The sequence below is a fragment of the Ktedonobacter racemifer DSM 44963 genome (assembly GCF_000178855.1).
Taxonomy (GTDB): domain Bacteria; phylum Chloroflexota; class Ktedonobacteria; order Ktedonobacterales; family Ktedonobacteraceae; genus Ktedonobacter; species Ktedonobacter racemifer.
In genome coordinates, this window is the sequence record NZ_ADVG01000003.1 from 1,281,571 (window position 1) to 1,305,348 (window position 23,778).

The 23,778-nt window shown below is 53.3% G+C and carries 18 protein-coding genes and 2 pseudogenes; 10 read left to right on the top strand and 10 right to left on the bottom strand.

Annotated features, from left to right (window positions below; translation table 11 throughout):
• Positions 1-5: 5 nt before the first annotated feature.
• Complete coding sequence (locus KRAC_RS66835; RefSeq protein WP_007915436.1) at positions 6-668, top strand: winged helix-turn-helix transcriptional regulator; 663 nt, start codon at positions 6-8, stop codon at positions 666-668.
• Between the two features lie 147 nt (positions 669-815).
• On the opposite strand, the pseudogene KRAC_RS63090 reads toward KRAC_RS66835, so the two are convergent.
• Positions 816-1,148: pseudogene (locus KRAC_RS63090) on the bottom strand (DUF3224 domain-containing protein); the annotation flags it as partial.
• Between the two features lie 303 nt (positions 1,149-1,451).
• On the opposite strand from KRAC_RS63090, the gene KRAC_RS34610 reads away from it, so the two are divergent.
• Both KRAC_RS34610 and KRAC_RS34615 read left to right on the top strand, forming a co-directional pair.
• The gene (locus KRAC_RS34610; RefSeq protein WP_007915442.1) at positions 1,452-2,114 is read left to right on the top strand and encodes a dienelactone hydrolase family protein; all 663 of its coding nucleotides are present in this window, start codon (positions 1,452-1,454) and stop codon (positions 2,112-2,114) included.
• Positions 2,115-2,291: 177 nt separating this feature from the next.
• Entirely contained in the window at positions 2,292-3,032 is a 741-nt protein-coding gene (locus KRAC_RS34615; protein WP_007915444.1) for an N-acyl homoserine lactonase family protein, read from the top strand.
• A 56-nt stretch (positions 3,033-3,088) separates the two neighbouring features.
• On the opposite strand, the gene KRAC_RS34620 is transcribed toward KRAC_RS34615, so the two are convergent.
• The 3 genes from KRAC_RS34620 to KRAC_RS34630 all read right to left on the bottom strand — a co-directional run bounded on the left by KRAC_RS34620 (position 3,089) and on the right by KRAC_RS34630 (position 6,816).
• Positions 3,089-3,940 carry an ADP-ribosylglycohydrolase family protein gene (locus tag KRAC_RS34620; RefSeq protein ID WP_007915446.1) on the bottom strand — a complete coding sequence of 284 codons (852 nt, stop codon included), beginning with the start codon at positions 3,938-3,940 and terminating at the stop codon, positions 3,089-3,091.
• Between the two features lie 123 nt (positions 3,941-4,063).
• Positions 4,064-5,599, bottom strand: a complete 1,536-nt coding sequence (locus tag KRAC_RS34625) for an erythromycin esterase family protein (protein ID WP_007915448.1) — start codon at positions 5,597-5,599, stop codon at positions 4,064-4,066.
• A gap of 155 nt (positions 5,600-5,754) precedes the next feature.
• The gene (locus KRAC_RS34630; protein WP_007915450.1) at positions 5,755-6,816 is read right to left on the bottom strand and encodes a LacI family DNA-binding transcriptional regulator; all 1,062 of its coding nucleotides are present in this window, start codon (positions 6,814-6,816) and stop codon (positions 5,755-5,757) included.
• 394 nt (positions 6,817-7,210) lie between these two features.
• On the opposite strand from KRAC_RS34630, the gene KRAC_RS34635 reads away from it, so the two are divergent.
• The 5 genes from KRAC_RS34635 to KRAC_RS34655 all read left to right on the top strand — a co-directional run bounded on the left by KRAC_RS34635 (position 7,211) and on the right by KRAC_RS34655 (position 13,176).
• Positions 7,211-8,521 (top strand): ABC transporter substrate-binding protein, encoded by a 1,311-nt coding sequence (locus tag KRAC_RS34635; RefSeq protein ID WP_007915452.1) that lies wholly within the window; start codon positions 7,211-7,213, stop codon positions 8,519-8,521.
• Positions 8,522-8,717: 196 nt separating this feature from the next.
• Positions 8,718-9,680: a carbohydrate ABC transporter permease gene (locus tag KRAC_RS34640; RefSeq protein WP_007915454.1), complete on the top strand. Its 963-nt coding sequence runs from the start codon at positions 8,718-8,720 to the stop codon at positions 9,678-9,680.
• A 5-nt stretch (positions 9,681-9,685) separates the two neighbouring features.
• The gene (locus tag KRAC_RS34645) at positions 9,686-10,576 is read left to right on the top strand and encodes a carbohydrate ABC transporter permease (RefSeq protein WP_007915456.1); all 891 of its coding nucleotides are present in this window, start codon (positions 9,686-9,688) and stop codon (positions 10,574-10,576) included.
• A gap of 29 nt (positions 10,577-10,605) precedes the next feature.
• Entirely contained in the window at positions 10,606-11,619 is a 1,014-nt protein-coding gene (locus KRAC_RS34650; protein WP_007915460.1) for a hydroxyacid dehydrogenase, read from the top strand.
• Between the two features lie 159 nt (positions 11,620-11,778).
• Positions 11,779-13,176 (top strand): FtsW/RodA/SpoVE family cell cycle protein, encoded by a 1,398-nt coding sequence (locus KRAC_RS34655; protein ID WP_007915461.1) that lies wholly within the window; start codon positions 11,779-11,781, stop codon positions 13,174-13,176.
• A gap of 21 nt (positions 13,177-13,197) precedes the next feature.
• Here the strand turns inward: KRAC_RS34655 and KRAC_RS34660 are convergent, their stop codons facing one another.
• Positions 13,198-13,995 (bottom strand): class I SAM-dependent methyltransferase, encoded by a 798-nt coding sequence (locus KRAC_RS34660; protein ID WP_007915462.1) that lies wholly within the window; start codon positions 13,993-13,995, stop codon positions 13,198-13,200.
• 244 nt (positions 13,996-14,239) lie between these two features.
• Here KRAC_RS34660 and KRAC_RS34665 point away from each other — a divergent pair, with 244 nt between their 5' ends.
• Positions 14,240-14,701 carry a DinB family protein gene (locus tag KRAC_RS34665; protein WP_007915463.1) on the top strand — a complete coding sequence of 154 codons (462 nt, stop codon included), beginning with the start codon at positions 14,240-14,242 and terminating at the stop codon, positions 14,699-14,701.
• A gap of 179 nt (positions 14,702-14,880) precedes the next feature.
• Here KRAC_RS34665 and KRAC_RS34670 read toward each other — a convergent pair whose 3' ends face one another.
• The 5 genes and pseudogenes from KRAC_RS34670 to KRAC_RS34690 all read right to left on the bottom strand — a co-directional run bounded on the left by KRAC_RS34670 (position 14,881) and on the right by KRAC_RS34690 (position 20,573).
• Positions 14,881-15,927, bottom strand: coding sequence for an aminoglycoside phosphotransferase family protein (locus KRAC_RS34670; RefSeq protein WP_040445546.1), 1,047 nt, complete (start codon positions 15,925-15,927; stop codon positions 14,881-14,883).
• A 122-nt stretch (positions 15,928-16,049) separates the two neighbouring features.
• Positions 16,050-17,229 (bottom strand): annotated as a pseudogene (locus KRAC_RS34675) (RNA-guided endonuclease InsQ/TnpB family protein).
• 701 nt (positions 17,230-17,930) lie between these two features.
• Complete coding sequence (locus KRAC_RS63100; protein ID WP_007915465.1) at positions 17,931-18,392, bottom strand: DUF5946 family protein; 462 nt, start codon at positions 18,390-18,392, stop codon at positions 17,931-17,933.
• Between the two features lie 291 nt (positions 18,393-18,683).
• The gene (locus KRAC_RS34685; protein ID WP_007915466.1) at positions 18,684-19,982 is read right to left on the bottom strand and encodes an NF041680 family putative transposase; all 1,299 of its coding nucleotides are present in this window, start codon (positions 19,980-19,982) and stop codon (positions 18,684-18,686) included.
• A 207-nt stretch (positions 19,983-20,189) separates the two neighbouring features.
• Positions 20,190-20,573: a cupin domain-containing protein gene (locus tag KRAC_RS34690; protein ID WP_007915467.1), complete on the bottom strand. Its 384-nt coding sequence runs from the start codon at positions 20,571-20,573 to the stop codon at positions 20,190-20,192.
• Positions 20,574-20,864: 291 nt separating this feature from the next.
• Between KRAC_RS34690 and KRAC_RS34695 the strand changes: the two genes are divergently transcribed.
• A complete protein-coding gene (locus KRAC_RS34695) occupies positions 20,865-23,588 on the top strand; it encodes a winged helix-turn-helix domain-containing protein (protein ID WP_007915468.1) in 2,724 nt (907 codons plus the stop codon).
• Positions 23,589-23,778 lie beyond the last annotated feature (190 nt).

Genomic DNA, 23,778 nt, shown 5'->3' on the forward strand with positions numbered 1-23,778 from the left:
TCTTTATGACACGTGTAAAAAAGACTGCTGCATGCCCGATTGGAGGAGTGGGAGTGGGAGGCAAATGGATGTTCTGGATCTGGTATCATCTGCTCAGCGGAACCAAACGCTTTGGCGAATTACAGCGGCTCATCCCGGAAGCCAGCCGACAGATGCTGACCCAGGAGTTACGGGAATTAGAGCAGGTAGGAGTGCTACGCCGAAAAGTGTATGTACAGGTTTCTCCAAAGGTGGAGTATTCGCTTACGGAATTGGGATGGCAAGCAGAGCCGGTGGTACGCCAGCTCGAAGCCTGGGGGAGGTGGTACGGCGAGCAGGTTCATCTGGAGTTTGATTGGATGGTCTGCCTGGGAGGCAAATGGAAGTTTTGGCTCTGGTATCACTTGCTCAGTGGTCCCAAACGTTTTAGCGAGTTGCAGAAGTTGCTACCCGAGATTAGTCGGCAGGTACTCACCCTGGAACTGCGGGAATTGGAACGGATGAGAGTGCTCCACCGGCAAGCCTCTTCTGGGGAATCGACAAAGGGAGGATACGCGCTTACGGAATTGGGACGAAACTCAGAGCCGATCCTGCGTCAGTTCTATGCCTGGGGCAGGTGGATTTGTGAGCAGCTTGACCTGGACTACGTTTGGCCAGTGCTGGATGAACCAGTGGCGCGTGCGAGCTAGCAAGAAAACCGTGACCCTGGGCCTCTTCTCAGCCCAGGGTCACGGTTTTCTTGCGCATTCATCAGGTTATTTTGTCTTTTCAAACGTATAATCGAATGGTATAGAATAGATCTCCTGATGGAGTTCGCTTTCAAGCGTTGCCTGTCCGCATAGACCACTTAGTTGATCTGTGCCTGATCCAGGTAGCACCGTCAATGTCATCTTAAGCTTCCCATGATCAAACGTGCCTATTTGTTGGAAGACAAAGCTGCCCGATCTTCCATCAACGCTGCCTGTCACCTTTTCCAGCGCAATCGTGCTGCCTGTAAGATTCTTGTTCTCGGCAATGAGATATTGGATACTGCCTTCCCCTTCAATGACGCCCTCATAGCGATGAAGGATCTCCACGCGGAAGAGGTTAGTGCCTGGTACTTCTGTTTTGTCATGCCATGTTTTCCGGTTCCAGTCCTTGACTGAACGGGTGGTATTTGCTTGTGTCACGATGTTCTCTCTTCAAGATGTATTTGAACTTCATCTCCAAAAGTTCATACAGGAAATGTACAAGAGAAAGGGAACGTACACAAGTACGTAATTTTATGTGACAAAGCAGAACATCACGCCCGCGAGATGGGAAATTCATGAGCATGATACGATCTTCTCCATACATTTGCCCGCATCACTCCTTGACTCTGGTAAAGGGATCTTCAATGAGGAACAACCTTCTCCGCTTTATCTGGTAAAGTAGTAGTGGTTATACTCTGGCTGGCACTTTATAAGCAGTTGGTAAATAAGGAGATTGCATTTATGACAGGTATGGTTACTTTCAAGGTGGATGACCGCCAGGTGCCGGGTTACCTGGCGTTGCCCGAGCAAGGGACTGGCCCGGGTGTGCTTGTGTTGCATGCCTGGTGGGGACTCAATGATATCTTTAAGGGGGTCTGTGAGCGGTTGGCACAGGCAGGCTTTGTGGCCTTCGCGCCCGATCTCTACCAAGATGGCCGTGTGGCAAAGACTATTGCTGAAGCTGAGCAACTGCGCGACTCACTGGATGAGGGCAAGACATATCAGAATATTATGGGAGCCATTAGCTATCTCCAGGCGCAAGAGAAGACGCGTGGGGAGAGCATTGGTGCCATCGGCTTCTCCCTGGGTAGTGCCTGGGGACTCTTGCTGGAAGACCCGGCCACGGCGATCGTGACCTTTTATGGGCTTTCAGATGCGGAGAAGGTTACGGCTAACGCGGCCTTTCTCGGTCACTTTGCCGAACACGATGAGTATGAATCCGCCGAATACATGCAGTTCTTCGAAGAGAGCCTGCGTACCAGGGGTAAGGAGGTGAAGTTCCATCTCTATCCGGGAACACGTCACTGGTTCTTTGAGGAGGATCGCCCCGAGTATGATGCACAGGCGGCCCAGTTGGCCTGGGAGCGCACTATCAGCTTTTTAAATCAGCATTTGCAGGGATAGGGTTAATGGGGGAGCGTGTGCTTTGACCATACAGTAGCACACTTCGCGTCTTTTGTCAGTAATGCCGCTTACAGTTTATGCTGATGGCGCTCGGGTATACTCAACCAGAGGGTAGGCGAGCGCCTGCCAGTGTGTAAAGATTATTGCATGCACCAGGTAATGAGGAGTACTGACAGTATGACAACAGGTAGTGTGACACCACGCCGATTATATCTCTTTCAGCTATCGACCTCGACAGTACCTGTCGGGGCGGGGCGAACACTCTCCATGGTCTCCGGTTGTTACCTCGTGGAGCTAAGCGACGGGCGCCATATTCTGATTGATAGCGGCCTGCCAGCCGATGCGCCTTTGCCGCCAGGGATGCCGCCAGCCAAGGATGCAAAGAACGTGTTGGAGCACCTGGACGCGCTTGGCCTGCGTCCGGAGGATCTCTCAGTTGTCATTGCCACACATTTCGACGTAGATCACGCGGGCTATCACGATGCCTTTCCCCAGGCCGAGTTTATCGTCCAGCGCGCGCATTACGAACTGGCACGTAGCGGGCATCCACGCTTTGTCCAGGCCCGTCCCCACTGGGATCATCCTGCCCTGCGCTATCGCCTGCTGGACGGGGATACAGCGCTACTGCCGGGGATCACGCTCATCGAGACCAGCGGACACACGACCGGGCATCAATCGGTTCTGCTGCGCCTGCCCCAGACTGGTCCCGTGCTGCTGGCCATAGACGCCGTGGTCATGCAACGCCTCTTCACACCTGAGCGCACAGCCTGGCCCACCGATGAAGATCAGGACCAGCTACGTGCCAGCACATGCAAACTATTAGATATCGTCGAGCGTGAGCACGTCACGCTCACCATCTTCGGCCACGACGGCGAACAATGGCGCACACTCAAGAAGTCACCTGAGTATTATGAGTAATCAGCAATAAGCGGTAACATTGAGAATGCTTGTGGGGCGACGCTGGGAACGACAGTTTATGAGGGCTTGCTTTCCTTCAGCACCAGCAACCTGGCGTCCAATTGGCGTAGATAGTCTCTACCATAGTGGCCATTTTCCAGAGTGTCCAGCAGGTGCGGCGGAAGATCCTGGGTGATCTCACGGCTACAGGAGCCAGCCGCCAGGGCAATAGTCGCCACTGTATCCACATCGCCAGAGAACTCGATGCAGGTTTTAAGCAGGCTGCTCATAGATGCGCTACGGGTAAGAGCCGTAATGGCGGCCTGGACGCTCATCCATCCCTGAGACTTTACAGAACCTCGCCAGGGTGAGGACCAGCGGCCGGGTACATGTTTTTCCAGGAAGGCCCCGAGATTCTGTTTGGGGCCGAGATCATAGAGGAAATAGTGCGTCATAAGCGAGGCCGCCACTGCCGCGTTAATGCCGCTGGGCGTGTTATGTGTGAGGGAGGCCTGAAGAGTGCAGCGCTCAATCACCTGTGAGATGGATGGGTAGATGCCGAGGGGTGCGGCACGCATGGCGGCTCCGCTCTTGTCGCTAACTGGCTTGATCTCCTTAAGGAACTGCTCGCCATCATGTACTTGCTGTAAGAAGTGGTAGAAGCCCATAGCATACCCTGGGCGTGGATCGCGCTTGAAGACCTCGACGAATTTCTGCGCCAGCGCGAGTGGCTCCCAGGGGATGTTTGAAACCATTGCTTCGGCGATAGCGAGGGTCATCTGGGTGTCGTCGGTATAGGCGCCGGGGCGGATATTGTGGCGGGGATGCTGTACATAGCGGGCGAGAGTGTTGTGCTGGCGGATCATCCCTATATCCGCATATTCAAAGCCAGCCCCATAGGCATCGCCGATGGCGAGTTCAAGTAGCATCTTATGATCGCTTTCTAATATAACCGGGAAGTAGCGTTAGTTTGTGAAGGCAAGCATGCGCAAGTGTTTTTTCAGAGGAAACAATATCATGTGCATACTTGCCTGTCAACGGTAGGAGTAGGCTTATGCGGATTTTGCTTTATCGGGCCTTCGGTGCCTTTTCAGGAGAAGAATGAGGCCTCCAAGCAAGACGATAAACAGAAAAACACCTAGAATTATATATGTCCAGTAGTCACGCTCCTCGGTGATGGCGGAGGGTTGATGAGTGACGACGGGAGGGTAAGTGTTTACCATCTGTGAGGCATGAACATTATGGAAATTGATAAGGACGTCAAACGCCTCACCAGGGCGATACGCTCGGTCCTCTCCTACCCCTTCACCTGTGCCAACGAGGCGCAGAGTTTGCCCTGTGGTGAGCCAGGCATAAACTGGGCCGCTCGTAGGAGCCTGGCGCAGATCGAGCATGTAGCGTGGCGTATTTACACTACCCAGAACGCCATTGAGGCTGGTCGGATCAAAAGCTGTAATCGTATTGGCGCTCAGGTGGGTGAAGAAACCATCGTTAAAGGACCCGCTGGAGAAGGTCATGCCAACAGAGAGATAGGCAGGGCCAAGCCAGTGCCGCAGGTATGCTCCCATTGTCCCTTCGATGTCGGCATCATTCAGCGTATATTGCCTGATATCATTCGCCGTGTGATAATCATGCGCCCAGAGCACCATGCGCCCTACGCCGTGTTGCTGAAGCCAGTGGGCGTTCTCGGCCATATAGGGATCGCGTTGCGCATACCAGAAATCTGGCGCGGTTATAGGTGGCGAGGCGCGATTAGGCTCGATCACCGCGTACTGAACAACGATACGGGCATCTTGCAAAGCCTGAGCAAAGGCCTGTGCTGAGAAATGCTGTGTATACTCTGCCTGGTGGCTAAGAAGCAAGTTATAGACTTCTTGCGCATCGTCTTTATAGCGCTGCTTGTCTGCCTCATCCAGATTCGCGTATTGTCGCCGACCGCCAGTGAACTGATTATCAGCGATAAACTCCTGGTAGATCGCGTGAACCCTTTCTACCTGGGCCGGGTCAACCTGGTGCAAATAGTTGAGTACCTCGTCAACCGTTGGGCGTTCGATGCCCTGAACATCAATACCATAGAAGTGAACTTTACGGGCATGCGCTGGATCGGCGTTGTAACTACGCAACCATTCGAGCAGATCCTTGACCTCCTGCGTGCGCCAGGTAATAAAGAGATCATTATGGAGAATGCTCCAGATATCGCGTGATCCACCATTAATGTAGGCATCGACCTCCTTGCTTGTTCCCCAATCGTTCTCCATGGCGAAGGCCATAAAGCCCATATGCATCACCATATATTCAATAATGCGGGCCTTCATCGCGAAAAACTCGTGCGTACCATGTGTCTCTTCCCCCAGACCCACAACCTGCGCTGACCCAATCAACTGCTGCAAGGGCTGTAAATCGGCGTCCGACCCTCCCGGCTCCGCTCGTGAAAAGGGGACAGCGTGCTGCTGAATCCAGCCTGTTAGATCATCACTCATCGTGGCATGTGTAGGCTGTGGGTTTGCCAGCAACAGATAGAGACAGAGTAAAAAAAATACTGGGCCTCCCTGAACTGGTAAGCTTGTGGTGTGCCAGCGCTTATTCATTTTATGCCTCCTTGCTTCTTTATACGTTTACATCCCACAAAATCCTATCAATATTTATAACAATTAGTTATAAATATAAAAGCAAATGGCTATATAAAGTTGTGTAGCATGGAAACCTTTTAAAAAAGTCGCAAATCGACCTGGATTGGTCGATGTTAGCGCCTCTTGGCTGTGGGGGCGGGTCCAACGGATTGACGACTGATCAACTGGGTGGCGATCTCGACGCGTGTAGGTGTGGCTTCGGGTCGATGGTAGCGGTCAACCAGGCGACGAGTGGCGAGCAAGCCCATCTCTTTACAGTCTACCCGCATGGTTGTCAGGGCGGGAGTCAGGAGGGAGGCGGTGGGAATATCATCGAAGCCAATGACCGAGACATCTTCGGGAACGCGCAACCCCGCCTCTTGCAGGGCACGCATGGCGCCAATCGCGCTGGCATCGTTGACGCAGAAAATAGCGGTAAATAGGGGTTCGCCGCTCATCAGGAGATCGCGCAAGGCGCTCTGCACTTCCTCAACGCCGAGGGGACATTCGAGGACAAGGCGGGGATCAAAAGGGATGTCTGCCTCTTGCAAGGCCGAACGATAGCCTTCATTGCGTCGGTAAAGCGTGCGCCGGTTGACTGTGGCGGGTTTTGTGATATGGAGAATGTGGCGATGTCCTTGAGCGATGAGGTGCCGGGTGGCCTGGAGACCTCCGCCAAAGTTGTCTGGTAGAAAGGTATCGACCGGGAGGTCGCTCTGATCCACGTTGATTAGGGCAGTGGGGATGTTGAGATTGAGCAACTGCTCAACAATTTCGCGCTCATTGACGCTGATCAGCAGGGCGCCCTCGACCTGGCGCTCGCGAATCTTCTTGAGCATGAAGGCTGTACCAGCCTTGTTCTCCTCAAAAATAGAGTAGCTAAGCTGGATATCGTGCTGGCGGCACTCCCCCTCGACGCCATGGAGGATATTGGTGTTGAATGTATCCAGGTTTGAGCCCGGGTTAAAGGTGGTCGTGAAGAGGCCAATATGCTCTAAGCGCGCCGTGGACGCGGAATCGTAGTATCCCAGTTCCGTGGCGATACCCATGACGTGTTGCCGCAACTCAGGGCTGATGCCTGACACATTGTTGAGTACACGGGAGACCGTGCTGATCGAGACGCCAGCTCGCTCAGCGATATCGCGCTGGTTGACGCGCTGTAGGGGCAGGCTTTGAGAGAAAGCTCGTATTTTCATCTTCGCTCCTTGTCTTTACTTCTCGCGCCTGCGGCGCTCGCCAGGATGAATGGTGTGGTGGAGGGCCGACTGCCGAAGGCAGTCGGCCCTCCACCACACCATTCATTATTTTTGTGTATCGATTGCGATGATTATTTGCAATTTATTCTACATTGGGTTTGCTTGAATTGCAAGCGTTTTTCGAAATCATTTAGCTTTATAGGCCGATTGTTTTTGTTAAAGGCGGTTATTTTATGGCCTGAAAGGCAATTTTGGAAAGTGCTGTGAAAATTTCGCAAAAATATTGCAAAAATATCGTTGAAAAATGCGCAATAGTTTGCGTATACTTAACAGCATAGATTGGCTCTTGCAAAAATATTTGCGTGAACATCCCACCCAAAGGAGGGTTATTTCGATGTCCTTACGCCGTTTGCGCTCGTCCCATGTGGGCCTTGCACTGTTGCTCTTAATTGGTCTCATGCTGGCTGGTTGTGGTGGCCCTGACTCCTCAGCTTCGTCGGCTACCCCGGACAAACCTGTCAACCTGACCTTCTGGAACTTTAATAAGCTCCAGCAATCAACGGTCGACGCCTTCAATAAAAGCCACCCCTTGATTCATGTGACAATGAATGTCATTCCCGCGGTTCAGCTCTATCCAAAGCTTGAGGCCGCCATCAAAGCTGGCAACGCGCCAGATATTACACGTGTTGAGTACCAGATGTTGCCCACGATTGAGGCGACTGGTGGCCTGGTTGATATCTCCCAGTTTGGTGTGAGTAGCCTGAAGGATCAATTTGTTCCCTGGACCTGGAACCAGGTGTCGCGCGGCAACGCCATCTATGCCCTCCCTATGGACACCGGCCCCATGGCGCTGGCCTATCGCACAGATATTTTCCAGAAGTATCATCTCTCAGCCCCCAAAACCTGGGACGAGTTCGCGCAGGATGCCGCGACCCTGCATGCCGCCGATCCTAACCTCTATATCACAGATTTCCCAAGCAATGACGCTGGCTGGCTGGAGGCCCTGGCCTGGCAGGCTGGCGGGCGCTGGTTTAGCCCCGCCAGCGATGCCTGGAAGGTTTCCATTAATGACGCTGGTACATTGAAGGTTGCGAATTATTGGCAGAAGTTGATCGATAGCCATATAGTGGCGACCGACTCGGATGCTAGCCCGGTTTTCTCCCAAAACCAGATCAATGGCAAGGTGGCGACCATTTTGACGCCCGCCTGGAATACCAAGTACATCGCGAGCGGTGCGCCCCAGAATAGCGGCAAGTGGGGACTGGCGCCTCTGCCCCAGTGGGTCGCGGGTCAGCAGGTTTCCGCCAATATGGGCGGCTCGACCAATGCCGTAACGACCAGCTCCAAGTATCCTGAGCAGGCGGCTGAGTTCGTCAAATGGATCAGCACCAATAGTCAGGCCCTGACCGAGCAGGTAAACACGCAGAAAATCTTCCCCTCAACCAATGCGGGCCTTGCTCTCAAGCCGTTGAACTCGCTGAATACCTACTACAATCAGAATGTCGTGGACGTTTTCAAGACTGCGTCGGAGCATATTGATACCTCCTTTACCTGGGGGCCATCCATGCTCCAAACGAACGCGGACTACGCGGATATGACCAAGGATGTCGTCTCGGGCAAAGAGACGCTTGCCTCCCTGCTGAATAGCTTGCAGACAAAAACGGTAAGCTCTTTGCAGCAGCAAGGGTTTAGCGTCCAGAAGTAGTCACTAATTTGCTTGGATGCTCCCTGCCCATGCAGGAGGGCCAGGTAGTGCTTCTGAAGAGCGCACCTACCTGGCCCTCCTGCCGGGCAGGGTATTTCAAAGGATAGTGAGGGTAGGTGCGCTCTTCAGAAGCACTACCTGATCTGTTTCCCTTTCTTTCCATCATATTTACCTCTAGAACGAAGGGAGTTGTGCTATGGAAGCCCAGGTCACTGACGCCGTTGTCGCGCCCGCGACGGCGACGTTGCGCCGCCCGCAGCGCGTGCAGCGCGCATCGCGACTGCGCTCTCTTATCCCCTATCTCTTTCTCTCACCGGCCATCGTGCTTTTTCTCTTGTCTTTTGTGCTTCCCCTGGGCTATGCCGTCTGGCAGAGCCTCTTTCGGCTCCAGCGTGATGGCCTAGGCCTGGGTGCTCCCAAGCAGGTCTTTACTGGCCTGAGCAATTATCAGCATGCCTTGAGTGATCCGGTGGTCTACCAGGGACTCGGACGCGTGCTGCTGTATGGCGTGCTACAGGTGCCGGTTATGCTGGGCCTGGCTCTGCTGCTGGCCCTGTTACTGGATAGCGCGGTTATCCGCCTGCGTGCCTTCTTCCGTATCGCGTTCTTCCTGCCACATATCATTCCGGGCGTGGTGGGCGCGCTACTCTGGGCCTTCCTCTATAATCCACAGTTTAGCCCGGTGCCGCAGGCCCTGGCGGCTCTGCACCTGGGTGTGGTCAATTTCCAGAACCCGAACCTGGTGTTGTTATTAATTGGAAATATTGCTGTCTGGGCGGGCACAGGCTACCAGGTGCTGATTCTCTTCTCCAGCCTGCAAGCCGTTCCTACCAGCCTGTACGAGGCATCGCGCCTGGATGGCTGCTCTGAATGGCAGATCGCCTGGTTTATTAAGGTGCCGCTGATCTTCCCGGCGCTGGTGCTGACCGGTGTGCTTGCCATTATTGGCGCGCTGCAACTGCTGATGGAGCCTCTGCTCCTGCAAACCGTTTTGAACGGCATTACGTCGAACTTTACGCCGAATATGTATATGTACCAGACCGCGACGGGTGGCGGAAACTATTATTATGCTGCGGCCCTCTCGGTGGCTCTGGCCCTGGTAACTGGTATCTTCTCGTTCAGTGTTTTGCGGCTCGTCCGTCGGAAGGCAGGAGTATAAGAACTATGGCTTCAAATGCTCTCTCTAATCAGGTCACCATACAGCAGCGGCATTCAGGTTCACCGATCACACGCGTTGCGCTATATGTCATCGCGGGCGCGGCGACCCTCTACTTTCTCTTCCCGCTGATCTGGCTCCTGATGGCCTCGACCAAGAATAACTCAGATCTGTACACATCGTCCGCCTTCTGGTTTGCGCGCTTCAATCTTGTAACCAATCTCCAGCAGTTATGGGCCTACGATAACGGTATCTATCTCCAGTGGATGGGCAATACCTTTCTGTATGCCTTTGGTAGTGCTAGCCTCAGTATTCTGATCTCGGCCCTGGCCGGATACGCCCTGGCCAAGTTCGCCTTTCCCGGCAAGGCGCTAATTTTTAATGTGATCGTCTGCGCGGTTCTGGTACCCAGCACGGTGCTGGTGCTGCCGCTTTACCTGCTGATGAGCAGTGTACACCTGGTGAATACTTACTGGTCAGTCTTGCTGCCATCGTTGTTTAGCGCCTTTGGCATCTGGTTCTCGTATATTTACGCGGACGCCTCAATCCCCAAGGAGCTATTGGAGGCTGCGCGTATGGATGGCGCGGGCGAGCTACGCATCTTTTTCACCGTGGGCTTGCGCCTGATGTCTCCGGCGCTGGCGACCATCTTTCTGTTCCACTTTGTAGGTGTCTGGAATAGCTTCTTCCTGCCGCTGATGATGCTGAGCAATGAACATCTGTATCCCCTGTCTGTGGGCTTGTACCTCTGGAATCAAGTCGGCACAGACGCCACCTACTCTCTCACGAACCTGATGATTACGGGTTCACTGCTCGCAGCTCTGCCAATCGTGCTGAGCTTTGTGTTCCTCCAGCGTTACTGGCGGAGTGGCCTCTCTCTTGGCAGTATCGTTGGGTAGCTGCATATTCCTAGATGGAGAACCTGGTTGTGATTTCTGCTGATACACGTCCGGCTGTCGCTATGCTGGTGGACCCACAATGGCGGCAGCGCATCTTTTTACCCGCGAGCCTGGAGAGACTCTCCACGGCCGCACGCCTGATTCCAGACACAGAGGTCGCCCTCTCTGAGGAGCGCCTGCCCGAACTGCTCAACGGAGCTGTAGCCTGCCTGACGGGCTGGGGGACGCCCACGCTGACAGATGTGATCTTGGAGCAAGCACCCTCTCTGCGCCTCGTGGCACACACGGCGGGAAGCGTTCATCACCTGGTCCCTGAGACCATCTTTGAGCGCGGCGTGCGCGTGACGCATGCCGCTGCCGCCCTGGCCGAGGGGGTTGCGGAGTTCACTGTCTTACAGATCCTGCAAAGTCTGCGTCGCCTGGACCAGTTTGAGCGGCGACTGCGCGCTGGCGAGCCGTGGCATGTGCTCTCACATACGCCGGGTCATCTATTGAGTACCCAGACCGTGGGCCTGGTGGGTGCCAGCCGTATTGGGCGTGATGTTATTGGGCTCCTGCACCCCTTTGGCTGCCGCCTGCTGATGTTTGATCCCTATCTCACGCCAGAAGAAGCAAGGGAAATGGGCGTGGAGCTGTGCGAGCTGGACGACCTCTTTGCCTCCTCCGACATTGTCTCCTTGCACGCGCCCCTCTTGCCTTCCACACGAGGCATGATTACATCCAGGCATCTCGCGTTATTGCGTGATGGAGGTGTCCTGGTCAATACGGCGCGGGCTGGGCTGATTGACGAGGACGCACTGGTACGCGAACTGGTCTCTGGCCGCATCAACGCCGCTCTAGATGTCTTTGTACAGGAGCCGCTCCCCGATGAGCATCCTTTCCGCACTCTGCCCAACGTATTGATCTCGCCGCATATAGCAGCTATGACCTGCGAGACGCTCCTGAAGCAGGGCGAGATGATGATTGATGAGATATTACGCTTCCTGGCGGGCGAACCGCTGCTCTACGAGATTCACTCTGAGAAGCTCGCGATTATGGCATAATATCAAGGTCCCATCAAAAATTCAAAGAAAAAATAGGAAAAACGAGGGTGAAAAGCAAGTTTTAATTTGCTTTTCACCCTCATATGCTAAAGATATTTATGAAAGAGAGGTAGTGTTATAGTGAAAAAATATTTCTCAGATAGAGAAAGATGATTGAATATGGGTCAGAGTAGTGTCTTTCAGACTTCTCGTAGTTATCGCTGGAAAGAACTGGGATTGCTCATCATTCCAGGCTTAATCTTTCTCTTGATTACTACGCAGTTGTTTCTTGCAAATAATGTGCTCAATACAACCGATCAGCAAGCCGCTTTCACCACCAAGGTGCTGCCGCCACTGCAAGGCTTGATCCCCGCCCTGGGCTTGATCGCCGTGCTCTTTCTGGCACATCTGGTCTTTAGCATCTTCTTCTCGAAGGCGGACCAGATGCTCTTTCCGCTTGTAGGCTTGCTAGCTGGTATCGGTGTCCTGTTTGCAACGCGCGTGGGACGCGACCTCGGGATTAGCCTGGGTACACAGCAGTTGCTATGGGTGACGCTGGGCATCATCATCTGCTGCGTCACCATGGCCGTGGTGAGGAACACCGACTGGCTGGCACGCTATAAGTATAGCTGGGCGGCCATCAGTTTCCTGGCGGTTCTCCCCTCTTTGATTAAGGGTATTAGCAGTCTGCGTACCGATGCTCCCTCGCGCGACACGCTGGGACTGGGTCCCTTGCAGTTGCAGCCATCTGAGTTCTTGAAGATCAGTATCGTCATCTTCTTCGCAGGTTACCTGAGCGAGAATCGGGAGGTGCTGGCTCAGGGCTATACGCGCCTGGGGAATCTACGCCTGCCACCGATGCGCCAGTTAGCTCCACTATTGATGATGCTAGGTCTCGCACTGGTAATCTTCCTGGTAGTGAAAGAGCTTGGCCTGGCCTTGCTCATTTATTCTACCTTCCTCTCATTGACGTACCTCGCCAGTGGTCGCCTGGGCTACGTGCTTTCGGCCCTGGGGGCCTTCATTGTGTTGGGCGCCATCGGCTACTTTTTGCTGGGCTATGTACGCAACCGTTTCGCCGCCGTGAGTTTTGACGTGGTCAACTGGCAGCAATGGACTGATCAGCAGCAGACATATGCCTCCAATGGCGGCTTCCAGCTGGTGCAGGGCATTATCGCCCTCAGCAGTGGAGGACTCTTTGGCGCGGGTATCGGCCTGGGACATCCCACCTTTGTCCCCGTTATCCAGTCGGACATGGTCTTGAGCGGCCTGGGCGAGGAGATGGGCCTGATGGGCCTCTTTGCCCTTATCGGCATTTACCTCCTGATCATCTATCGGGGCTATCGTATCGCCATGCAAGCCTCGGGTGTTTTTAACCAGTTGCTGGCCGCGGGCCTCACAACTATACTGGCTGTGCAGACGCTGGTCATCATGGCTGGCAATCTCAAGCTCATGCCACTGACGGGTATCCCTCTGCCCTTCCTGAGCTATGGTGGTAGCTCGATCCTGGCCAACTTTATCATTATCGGCCTGCTCCTGCGCATCTCGCATAACACAGCTATAGAGAATGGAGGGTAGTCGCGTACGCCAGTAGCGGGCCTAGTTTGAAGCCACAAAGATGCCGAAGTCCATGGTAATGGTGAGCGCCTGGTTTTGTCGCAGCAGGCGCTCTACAGCTTCCTGAGCGGCGTGCAGCTTTGCGGCGTCCTGTTGCTCCTGCTTGCTCATGCCAGAGCGAACCAGACCCAGGAGCGACTCGCGTTCATTGATTAGTAGCTGTTTCTCCAGGCGATCCAGCGTTACGTGCGTGAACCAGCGCTCAAGTTGTTGGCCCCCATTCTCGATGCTAAAGCCAAAAGGGCTGCCCAGCCAGGTGCCATAGCCAACCTGTTGCATGATCGTCCCCAACTCCGCGATGGCCCTATCTCCGATAGTTGTGGCGTAGAATTTTCCACCAGGCTTCAGCACGCGCCGCACCTCGGAGAGCGCATTAGCCAGGTTGGGAACGTGATAGAGCATAGCGTTAGCGATTACGGCATCGAAATGGTCTGCTTCATAAGGAATGGCCTGGGCGTCGATGACCTGGTATGCGAAGTGCTCACCACCTTTTTCCAAATTGCAGCGGGCCGCCTCCAGCATGCCCGGCGAGAAGTCCGAAAGCGTCACCTCCCAGGTCTGGGGTACACGATCCAGGTTCTCGCGCCAGAGAAAGCCAGGTCCACAGCCCAGTTCTAACACATGACTCTGCTCCGGGATCTGAATATGGTCAAAGATCCAGCGATACCATGAACCTTGCATAACACCCATCCGCTGCAAGGTTTCCACGCGCAGCGTGAAGTTTGTAGCGTCGCGATACTGATCTTTAAGTAGATACTCCTGATTCGCCATGTCTGACATAGGTAAAGCCCTCCACATACTAACTTCTCATCATGCCTCTACCTCCATTCTACATACAGGATGGCAGAATAATGTCCTTGCGAGGGACACAAACATCTTGTGTTCCCCATCTAACTCTGCTATTGTAGTATTTGCAAGCGTCTATGTATCCAAACCACAATAGACGCTTCTGGTGTACAGACCCTTACGCGGACTAAATATAGTGTATTGTTTCTGAATGAGACGACTGTGACAGGAGGAGATCATGGCGAGAGACACACGTGCCCCACATGAGATTCTTGAACATATCATCGAGGCGCGCGTCGCGCTCACTTCCGTCTTGTATGGCTTGAGCGAGGAGCGCTTGACGGATACCAGCGCCTTTGGTACCTGGTCGTGTAAAGAGATTATGGGCCATCTTGGGCGCTGGGAAGAGGTCTGTTACCAGGTGATTCAGGATCATCTGAAGGGAATTGAGCCAACAGAAAACTACAATGAAGAATTTCTGGCCTTCAATGATCGCTGGGAGCCTGAACTGCGTACTCTTCCACTCTCAGTGGTGGTAACCCTCTTTGAGACCGCTCACTATCGCCTCTTCGGCCTGCTTAATCGCTTACAGCCAGAGCAATGGGACATTTTTGTGCGCGGCTGGACACAGGTCTGCACCTACGGTCACTTTGAAGAACATACACACGAGATCCAGACCTGGCGCAAATCCCTTGGATGACCAATAGCCGTGTACGCCACCGTACTTAGAGGAAAAATATCGTAAGTAGAAGAAAAGGCCAGATTACTCCGGCCCCACTCCTCAGTCTTTGCCCGAGAGCAATTATACAATCACTATAAAGCCGTCTTTCACACCTCGATCACGTCTCAGGTTGGCGCGCGTTCTGTCCGTGCTTCCCATTAAGCGTTCCTCCTGATAGGGATCGTGAGATCAGGGGAAAGATGAGCTGAGGCTTGAGTTGCGGCATCGATCTCGCCGCCTTCCGCCAAAACATCCTGGAATAACTGAGCTTCATCCGCCCTGGATTCCTCTCCCAAATCATCCCTCAGACACACATTCTCAGCGCAGGCGATCACATCTTGAATCACCCGCTCATAGCGGTAGTAGGTGAGCGCGATCCAGTCAAGATCTGCCTGCCCATATCCTTGAAAAAAGGCGGGGGTTCCGGGCAAGGTCTCACTATCAGTTGGAGATTCCTTGATAAAGAGGAAATCGCGCTCTTTGGGTGCCAGCATTACCTCATCCCAGTCGATCACAAACACACGACCCGTACGATCACGGAGCAGATTGGCTGGATGGAGATCCGCATGGCAGATAACATAGGGAAGATTACGCCTGTGGAGCACCACCGCGAGCTGCTCCAGAGAGGCCACCACGGCATGGATGGTTGCCTGGTTCTCGATCCAGGAGGAGCGAAGAGCCTGCCGAGAGGTGCTTTCTCCACTGGACGCATGCAGATGTTGGGTCTCAAAAATCCGTATCCATTGAGCATAGCCCGTTGGGTCAAAGGTCTCCTTGCGCAATGACTCAAAGCCAGAGGACGGTGGGGCGACCTGGTGAATCTGTTTGAAGATAGATCCCGTCTCCTTCCACTGCTCATCAGTCATGCCCCTCCAGCTCGTCTCTCCTTCAAGAAAAGGGTACACGATTACCGTCCAATCTTCTCTCCTTGCCCATAACGCATGGTTCCTGGTGGGAAGAGGGGCAACGACTGATGTGATTCCCTGATCGCTGAGATAGGCTGGTACAAGACACCCTGGCTCGTACAGTGTTCCTGACCTTACCTTGAGCAAGTAGGAGGCTCCTTGCTCGCTCACGATCCGGTAGACACCGGCTCGGTAATCCAGGCCCAGGGGAAGAAAGTCAAGTGCCGCTGGGATCAGGTGATAGTGTTCCTGTAAACAGGCACACAGGTGCTCCGCTGAAATTCCTAGTTGTTCACGCATGGTATATTGCATCCTCTGCTCCGATTAATGTAGGAAAACGTATGCGAGCATAGCTCTCTCACATCGTTCGTTGTTGCTGCTTCATCCGTAGGTGCCTCAATGTGACCAGCACATTTTTGGTCTTACCCCGCGTCCACAGCCAAGTTTGCGTCTTCGTCCGAGCCAGTACCGGAGACGGCTTGATCAATGAGCCCGATCAAGCGGAGGGCTTCCGCCAGGATATTGAGAGAGGCGTTATAATCTCTATCCTGCTCGAATTGAGCATACGCGCAGTGCGGGTTCTGACAGAGAAACACCCGATCTGAGAGTTGCATGTCTTCCCACTTCCAGCCGCAACCGTGACAGGTTTTACTGGAAGCAAAGAAACGGTTTACTTTGATGACTTGCCCACCTCGTTGCTCCACCTTCGCCTTCAGCATGTTCAAGAGTTTGCCTAATGACGCATCCGAGAACGAACGAGCGAGCTTACGATTCTTGAGCAACCCGCTTCCGGTGGAGGTCTTCAACGCCAATGATCCCGTAGCAGTTCGCGAGCCGGGTGGTCAGCTTGTGGAGCACATCATCTCTCATGCAGGTGATTCGGTAGTGCAGGCGTGCAACCTGCCTGCGTGCTTTCTCCCGGTTTTTCGAGCCGAGTGTGCGGCGATGGAGCTGCTTGTTCGTCTGACGTAGCTTTTTGAGCGCTGTTTTGAGGAAGGCTTGGTTTTCGACTCCCTCTCCCGTACTCAAGGTTGCCAGTCGGTTCAGTCCGACATCGATGCCACAAGCAGCCTGTTTCTTCACCGGGATCACATCTGGGAGCTCGACCTGAATCGACACAAACCACCAGTCTGCTGTTTTGGTGATGCGCGCACCTGTCACGTTGCCCACAAAACGCAACTTCTCTGCCATATTCACCCAGCCGAGCTTGGGGATCCAGATCCGATGGTCTCCAAGCTCGAATTGATCGTTGGCGAGATAAAAGCTCAGTTTGCTTTTCTTCTTGCTCTTGAATGTGGGCCGACCGGTCTTTTTTTCCTGTTTCAAGCCGTCAAAATAAGCGGCCCAGGCTTTTGCCAGATCGAGGAAGGGTTGATCAGAGGCATTCTTGGTGACCTCCCACGTCCAGGGATGCTGCGCTCTCCGGATCTCATTAAACTGCTTCTTGAGCTTGAAGGCTGTAGGTTTTTCGCCAGCCTCGTATTGCCGATTCCACTCAGCGAGTGCCCAGTTCCAAACGAAGCGCGAGGTTCCTGCAGCTTTGGCAAAATAGGTTTTCTGCTCTTCTGTTGGATGGAGGCGTATCTTATGCGCGCGAATCATTGCCCACCGCTCCTGGTGTATGTCAACCCCCCTTATTTCTTCTAGTATAGAACATTTTTTCGCATGTGTCTATGCTAATGTACTTTCTGGGCATATTGCCATGCTTTGCGTCCATTCTCCTCTCTTTTTGAGAACCGTTGATAACTCTTTTCATTCGAGCCAGAGTGAAAGGTGACACCCAGGAAGTCACAATGATATCCCCGACTACAGGGGGACACGGTATCTGTAGCCCGTGTCGGCCCGCACTTCGTCGGTGAATCTGCTCCTAATGGGTACACACCAACAGAGAGCACACCCTGCGCCCTTGCTACAAGAGAGAACAAGTGGCACCGTGTGTACACACGATGGTCTCTTTCACCTGATTGGAGGAAGAAAGGTTGTAGGGAGAGGACCCGTGTGGCAAAAAAGGCACAAAGAACCCCTCAAGCAAAGAAATGTTCCCCCAAAGCCCGATTGAAAAAAGCAGCGAAAAGCAGCTAGAAGAGGGCTTTAGGGAAGGCAGCAGCAAACTTGATAGACATGTAGCCTAGTATGTATCTCCCTTTTCAAAAATGTAGTGGTGGATATTCCGGCAGGATTATACTCTCTAGTTACAAGCGTTGTCAAGAAATAGCATGGAAGAAACAGGGCTTTCAGAGCATGTTTTTGATGCCGAAAGTATTTCTGAGAAAGGCGAAATGTTATTTGAGAAATGTCAGCAACTACTGAGGCGGGATGTGGCCAGATGTTTTGAGTGATATAAGGATAGAACTGGCCCAGGCGCGTACGCTATCGCAGTAGTTGTCTATGCCTGCGGCGATGACCTGGTTGGTGGTCATGCTCCATACTACTGGAGGATCGTAGACGCCATGTGACTCGGGCGTCCCCTTGATCTTCCAGGTGCGTGCGCCTGAGTCGACCTGAGCGCCTCGCTGTTTGCGCACCTCCGTGGGGGTCGTGCCACGCTCCAAAAAGTCGGTGAGCAGGGTGAAGCCTGCGCTCAGCCCTTCTGGCGAATAGAGACTCGGGTGTTGCAGGTGATAGCAGAGCACCGTAAGGTGGTGTACCTCCCAGTTTGCCGGTTGTTCGCTTTCCCAACCCAGCATCTGGTAGAAATTCTCCTGACATGTCTGCCCCTCCTGTACTTCCGCCCCACATTCATGACAGCGTTGTATGGTCTCCATTATGCGTTCCTCCCCTTTTTCCTCCTCAGTATAGCAGATCTATCCCGCTACTGGTGGAGGTGACTTCTCGCCCAAGGGGATAAATCAGCCCGCCGTCAACGTGGGGCCTATGAGCGACGCCGCTTTGCAAAAAATGAATCACTGCCTGCCGGGTAAGGGGATGTGAAGCGCCGTAGGTGCTGAGAAATGAGGGGCCGATATTATTGACGTTTAGATTAAATGGTCCTACCAGAACTTCTTTGGAAGTTCCGTTCGAGAAGAAGAATTACAATCGAAATGTCAGAGCGGTCGTCAGGATGGAACAAGTTGAGGCAACTTTGGCGTTTTGCGGATGACTGGGAACCGCTCGGCCTTCTTCACTTCCGTCCCTTTACTGCGACCTTTCGATTTTCCGCGAGGTTGTGGTGGTTGGGCAGGGGTACCCAAACGTGGCAACAATTTGTGCATCCCGCGTCGTACCTGTTGCAGAGAAGGTGTACGCTGCTTGTTTTCCCAAGGATGTAGTTCAGGCTCAACCAGATCGCGAGCCAGCACCAGATGATTGTGAACAATGGCGACGATCTGTGTCCAGCGCTCAAACTGTTCTGGCGTGCGCAAGCGGGGCTGCTCCCACATCAATGCTTGCTTGTCAAAGCGGTAGCCATGTTCTTGCCCAAAGCGACGAGCGTAGCCCAAGCCTACCCGCGTGATATCCACCGACTCATCTCCCATCCAGACAAACCAGCTCACACGAGGGTCACGCTCTTTGTTCGTGGCATGAGGGCGCACAACACGAATGATCGTCAGATCCAGGTAGCGTGCTTGTTTGACATGCATATGCTTCCACCAAATGATTTCCACCGGGCGCTCCTTCTCATCGGTTCCGTTCCATGTACCATCTGGATCGCCATGTGTTGTAAGATCTTTTGGTTGCAGTTTCGCGCCATCTTTACGGGGACTACCTTTTTTCTTGGTTGGAGGTGGAGCCACACGATAAAAACAGCGGTTCATTTTCAGACGGCCCAAGACGCCTATTCCCAATGTGCTACAGCGACACCACAACCAGTTTGCGTCATACCCTCGATCCAACACGACAATGGTGTTTTTTGGCAACTGCGGAACCAGCAGCTTGAGCTGCGAGTAAGCGACCTCGATCGCTGTCGTATCTGATGTGATACGTTGTTGGTCCAGCTGATAGGTCCAACTACTAGGATCCTCTGCCAAAGCCACTACCGTCGAAAATTGCCAGCCAAACGTGATCGGATTCTTGCATTCTGGCAGATTATGTACGTATTGTGCTGTTCTGTCTGCCGAGGTCACTGCATCAGGGCGTGCAATTTTACTGGCATCGATTCCTATCCACTGCCATTTTTCTGGATCGGATTTCGGCAAGTAGCGTGCGAAGACTTCTCGCAGGTACTGAGCATCAATACGCCCATCTTCAAATGCCTCATACAAACTGGCCCATTTTCGTTCAAACCAGGGCGATTGCGAGAGTTCGGGAAACGATTTCGCCTGCGTCTCTGTCATCAGCGCATCAACGGTGTTGAACGGGGCATCTCTCGATCGCTGAAAACAGTCGTAGATATCATGGCGAAACTGCCTCAACATGTCAATGTCCACTCGAGTACATTCCTTGTGTAGGTGTAGGAGGTGCTCCCTGTCTTCAATCATCCATGAGACGCGCAATGAGGGTGCAGAAGAGAGGAGGTTAAGGGTAGAAGCATGCATACAACAGACCCAAGGCCAGAGCACGAGAACCTTGAGTCTATTTTACACGTGGTTTAAAAGTCTGGCGACCTTATGAAGTGAGCAATCTTATACGGCCCACGGAGGCGTACCGATCTCTTCCCCACTAGCCATGGTTGCTCGAAATCCGGCTTGGATACAGACCAGCGCTGAAGCTTTCGCACTCGTTCGATTTGCCACCGAGAGCAGAGATCGTGCAGGAACAGCCAGCGCATCACCGGCCCCCAGGTCGAACGCCTGCCCATCAATCGTTATCGTCAGCGACCCCTCCAGGATCACAAAAACTTCCTCATGGTCTAATTGATGAGGCTCACCATTAGCGCCTGCGACCGGGTCCACTTCCAGACGCCAGGTACACAACTCTGTAGATCCTCGGCCTGGAGCCAGCAACCCGAAAAAATGAACACCTGGAAGATCAAAGCGTGGGGATTCTGTCGCACGAACAATAGCCATTGTGCATTCTCCTTTTCGTTCAAAGCATCATCATGTAGAATAGGACAAACCTGACGTATGAAGAGGGATCTCTCTTGCAGGTCCATTGAAAGTATAGGAAAAAGCTCAGAGAGAAGCGTCACGAGAAAGTATGATTCGACGGGTGATTCCCTCCTGCCATGCTTTCTCTGTGAACATCACCCGCACTCATCGGTCGCAGTGAGAGACTGGCCATGCCCGGATGTTGCGGACATGTCGTAGACCCTTTATAATGGTGCAGTCTGGCTCTGCGCAATAAAGAGAGGAACGGAGATGTCGAAACTCAATGGGATGGATAGTCAGCACGCCGGAGGAGTGACGGAGAGAGCGTTCAGTTCGCCTCTTATTCAAACACGGTTACATATTCCTCCCCTGCGTGCAAAACTGGTACAGCGTCCACAACTGACTGCATCCATTGAGCAGGCTCTAGAGAGTAAGTTGTTGCTGCTTTCGGCTCCTGCCGGGTATGGGAAAACGACGCTTCTCAGTGCATGGGCGAATGAGAGTTCCTGGCCCGTTGCCTGGTTTTCGCTCGATACCGCCGACAATGATCGGACGCGATTTCTCACCTATCTCATCCATGCCTTGCAACACGTCCAGGGACAGGTGGGCAAGATCACACTGGATCGGCTTACCTCACAGCAGGCCCAGAGCACAGAAATGTTGCTCATTCCCCTTGTCAATGAATTCCTCTCTGCTCCCAGAATGGTTTTGGTACTCGATGATTATCATGTCATCGAAGAGCAGCTTATTCATGAAGCACTTCTCTTTTTGCTTGAACATCTGCCCGAGAGCCTGCGCCTTATCATTGCTACTCGGACCGATCCCCCGTTGCCCCTGGCCCGTCTGCGCGCTCGGCATCAACTGCGAGAATTGCGTACCAGTGAGCTCCGTTTTCGTCGTGAGGAGAGTGCCGCGTTTCTGACGGAGAGCATGGATCTGCAGCTGCCAGAAGAGACAATCGTCATGCTAGACGAGCGCAATCAGGGCTGGATTACCGGACTCCAACTCGCTGCCCTCTCATTACAAGGACCTACTCAACAGCCGATCAATCTCCTCACTGGAATCCATCATTTTGTCTTTGACTACCTTGCAGAAGAGGTCATGCAGCACCTTTCCACACCACTTCAGGAATTTCTCCTGAAAACATCCGTGCTGACCCATCTTCAGGCTTCCCTTTGTGAGGCAGTGACAGGGCAGGAGTCAGGCCAGCACCAGCTAGAGCAGCTCGAAAAAACCAACCTGTTTCTTACTCCACTCGACGCAGAGCGCACATGGTATCACTATCATCCCTTGTTCGCTGCGTTCCTCCAAAAACGGCTCAGCCAGAGCACTCCTGAACTCATACCTGATTTGCTTATACGCGCCTCGATCTGGTGTGAGCAGCATCACTACCCGGATGAGGCTATCCAGTATGCACTTGCAGCAAAACAGTATCTACGCGCAGCGCAATTGATGGCACGCCATGCCAGAACGCTCCTGGCAAAACGCGAACTCTCCACCCTTCTCCGCTGGATAGAAATACTCCCTATCGACATCATTCAAGCTCAGCCACAACTCTGCGTCGCCTACTGCTGGGCTTTGCTCTTCACTTTTCAATCAGAGCGCATTGTGCCCTTCCTTCAACAGGTCCAGGACATCCTTGATAAAATACCAGACAGCGAAGACAAGGTGACGCAGCAACTGCGAGGCGAAATTGCTGCCATTCAGGCCACGCAGGCCAGCCTGAAGGGAGATCTGAAGCAGACGATCGCCCGATCTCAACAGGCTCTCGCCTGGCTCCCAGCCGAAGATCTCTGGACACGTGGCACACTTGTATTCTTCCAAGGTGTTGCCTATTACGTGACAGGAAATATGCTCAAAGCCCAGCATGCCTACCAGGAGGCGCTCTCACTAAATCATAGCGCTGGCAACCATGCATTGTCACTGCTTGTTCATTGCTATCTTGCCCGCCTCTCTGTCACGGTAGGCAGATTACAGGATGCTCTCAGAATACTGGAAGCAGCCAGGGCGCAGGCGGAACAACACGACCGTCACCTCTCGTTTGAAGGTGGTTTGCTGGCAATCGAGTTGAGCAATATCTACTATCAGCAAAATGAGATGGATGCCGCTTATACCATGTTGACCAGGGGCATCGAAATAGGAAAAACGGTGGCCTCAACAGGTGTCTTGCGCGCAGGGTATACAGCGTTAGCCCGTTGGCAACAGGCCAGGGGGCAGGTGGAAGAGGTTCGGAGCCTGCTCTGGCAAATAGACCAGATGAAGCAACCAGCGAGTGTGCTCTGGATTGAGGCAGAGCTTCAGGCGTATCGGTTCCAATGGGAGATCATGCAGCACCATGAGACAGCGATAGAGCGCAGACTTGCTGAGCAAGAGATGAAAGCGCCGCCCATCTCCGTGCTCACGGAAATAACGTATCTTGCTCAGGCTCGCGTGCTCATCGCATCTGCCCACTATGACGCTGCTTTAAGCTTGCTGGAAAAACTGCTTCAACACGCAGAAGACGAACAGCGTACAGGGGGCATCATCAGCATCACAGTGCTCCAGGCGAATGCGTTCTCTGCTTGCGGCGATCGATCCGCCGCCCTCAAGGCCATCCAGAGGGCCTTATCACTCGCTGCGCCAGAGCGGTATATGCGGGTATTTCTCGATGAAGGGGAACCAATAAAAGCACTCCTCCAGCAGGCAGTGACCCATAGCATACAATCTTCCTATGTCATACAGCTCCTGCGCGCGTTTTCCGAAGCGGCCTCCCGTACTTCTCACACGCAACCGTTACTTGATCCTTTAAGTGAACGTGAGTTAGAGGTACTCCAATGTATCATGAGGGGACAATCCAACCAGACCATTGCAGATCACCTGCAGGTCTCTCTCAATACGGTAAAAACCCATATGAGTCATATCTTTGCCAAACTGCACGTCAACAGCCGAACGCAAGCGGTGGCACGTGCGAATGAACTGCAACTTATCGAAGTAAAACGAGATTCTCTCCTTTAGCAGGTACATGTTAGGGTTTTGACGTTCAGGCTCATTTTGTATGAGGCAGCTTATAGAAGGGGATGAAGCCATCTCTCATCGTGATGAAATATAAAGCGATTTCCCACCTTGCCTCATCAGAAATTAGTCTACCTAAGTTTCGCCCAAATTGACGACAGTCCAGCGAGCCAGTGCAGAGCTTGCAAAAAGC

Coding starts and splice junctions, on each gene's coding strand:
- KRAC_RS66835 (WP_007915436.1), top strand. CDS start 6: ATGACACGTGTAAAAAAGACTGCTGCATGCCCGATTGGAGGAGTGGGA.
- KRAC_RS34610 (WP_007915442.1), top strand. CDS start 1,452: ATGACAGGTATGGTTACTTTCAAGGTGGATGACCGCCAGGTGCCGGGT.
- KRAC_RS34615 (WP_007915444.1), top strand. CDS start 2,292: ATGACAACAGGTAGTGTGACACCACGCCGATTATATCTCTTTCAGCTA.
- KRAC_RS34620 (WP_007915446.1), bottom strand. CDS start 3,940: ATGCTACTTGAACTCGCCATCGGCGATGCCTATGGGGCTGGCTTTGAA.
- KRAC_RS34625 (WP_007915448.1), bottom strand. CDS start 5,599: ATGAATAAGCGCTGGCACACCACAAGCTTACCAGTTCAGGGAGGCCCA.
- KRAC_RS34630 (WP_007915450.1), bottom strand. CDS start 6,816: ATGAAAATACGAGCTTTCTCTCAAAGCCTGCCCCTACAGCGCGTCAAC.
- KRAC_RS34635 (WP_007915452.1), top strand. CDS start 7,211: ATGTCCTTACGCCGTTTGCGCTCGTCCCATGTGGGCCTTGCACTGTTG.
- KRAC_RS34640 (WP_007915454.1), top strand. CDS start 8,718: ATGGAAGCCCAGGTCACTGACGCCGTTGTCGCGCCCGCGACGGCGACG.
- KRAC_RS34645 (WP_007915456.1), top strand. CDS start 9,686: ATGGCTTCAAATGCTCTCTCTAATCAGGTCACCATACAGCAGCGGCAT.
- KRAC_RS34655 (WP_007915461.1), top strand. CDS start 11,779: ATGGGTCAGAGTAGTGTCTTTCAGACTTCTCGTAGTTATCGCTGGAAA.
- KRAC_RS34660 (WP_007915462.1), bottom strand. CDS start 13,995: ATGTCAGACATGGCGAATCAGGAGTATCTACTTAAAGATCAGTATCGC.
- KRAC_RS34665 (WP_007915463.1), top strand. CDS start 14,240: ATGGCGAGAGACACACGTGCCCCACATGAGATTCTTGAACATATCATC.
- KRAC_RS34670 (WP_040445546.1), bottom strand. CDS start 15,927: ATGCGTGAACAACTAGGAATTTCAGCGGAGCACCTGTGTGCCTGTTTA.
- KRAC_RS63100 (WP_007915465.1), bottom strand. CDS start 18,392: ATGGAGACCATACAACGCTGTCATGAATGTGGGGCGGAAGTACAGGAG.
- KRAC_RS34685 (WP_007915466.1), bottom strand. CDS start 19,982: ATGTTGAGGCAGTTTCGCCATGATATCTACGACTGTTTTCAGCGATCG.
- KRAC_RS34690 (WP_007915467.1), bottom strand. CDS start 20,573: ATGGCTATTGTTCGTGCGACAGAATCCCCACGCTTTGATCTTCCAGGT.
- KRAC_RS34695 (WP_007915468.1), top strand. CDS start 20,865: ATGTCGAAACTCAATGGGATGGATAGTCAGCACGCCGGAGGAGTGACG.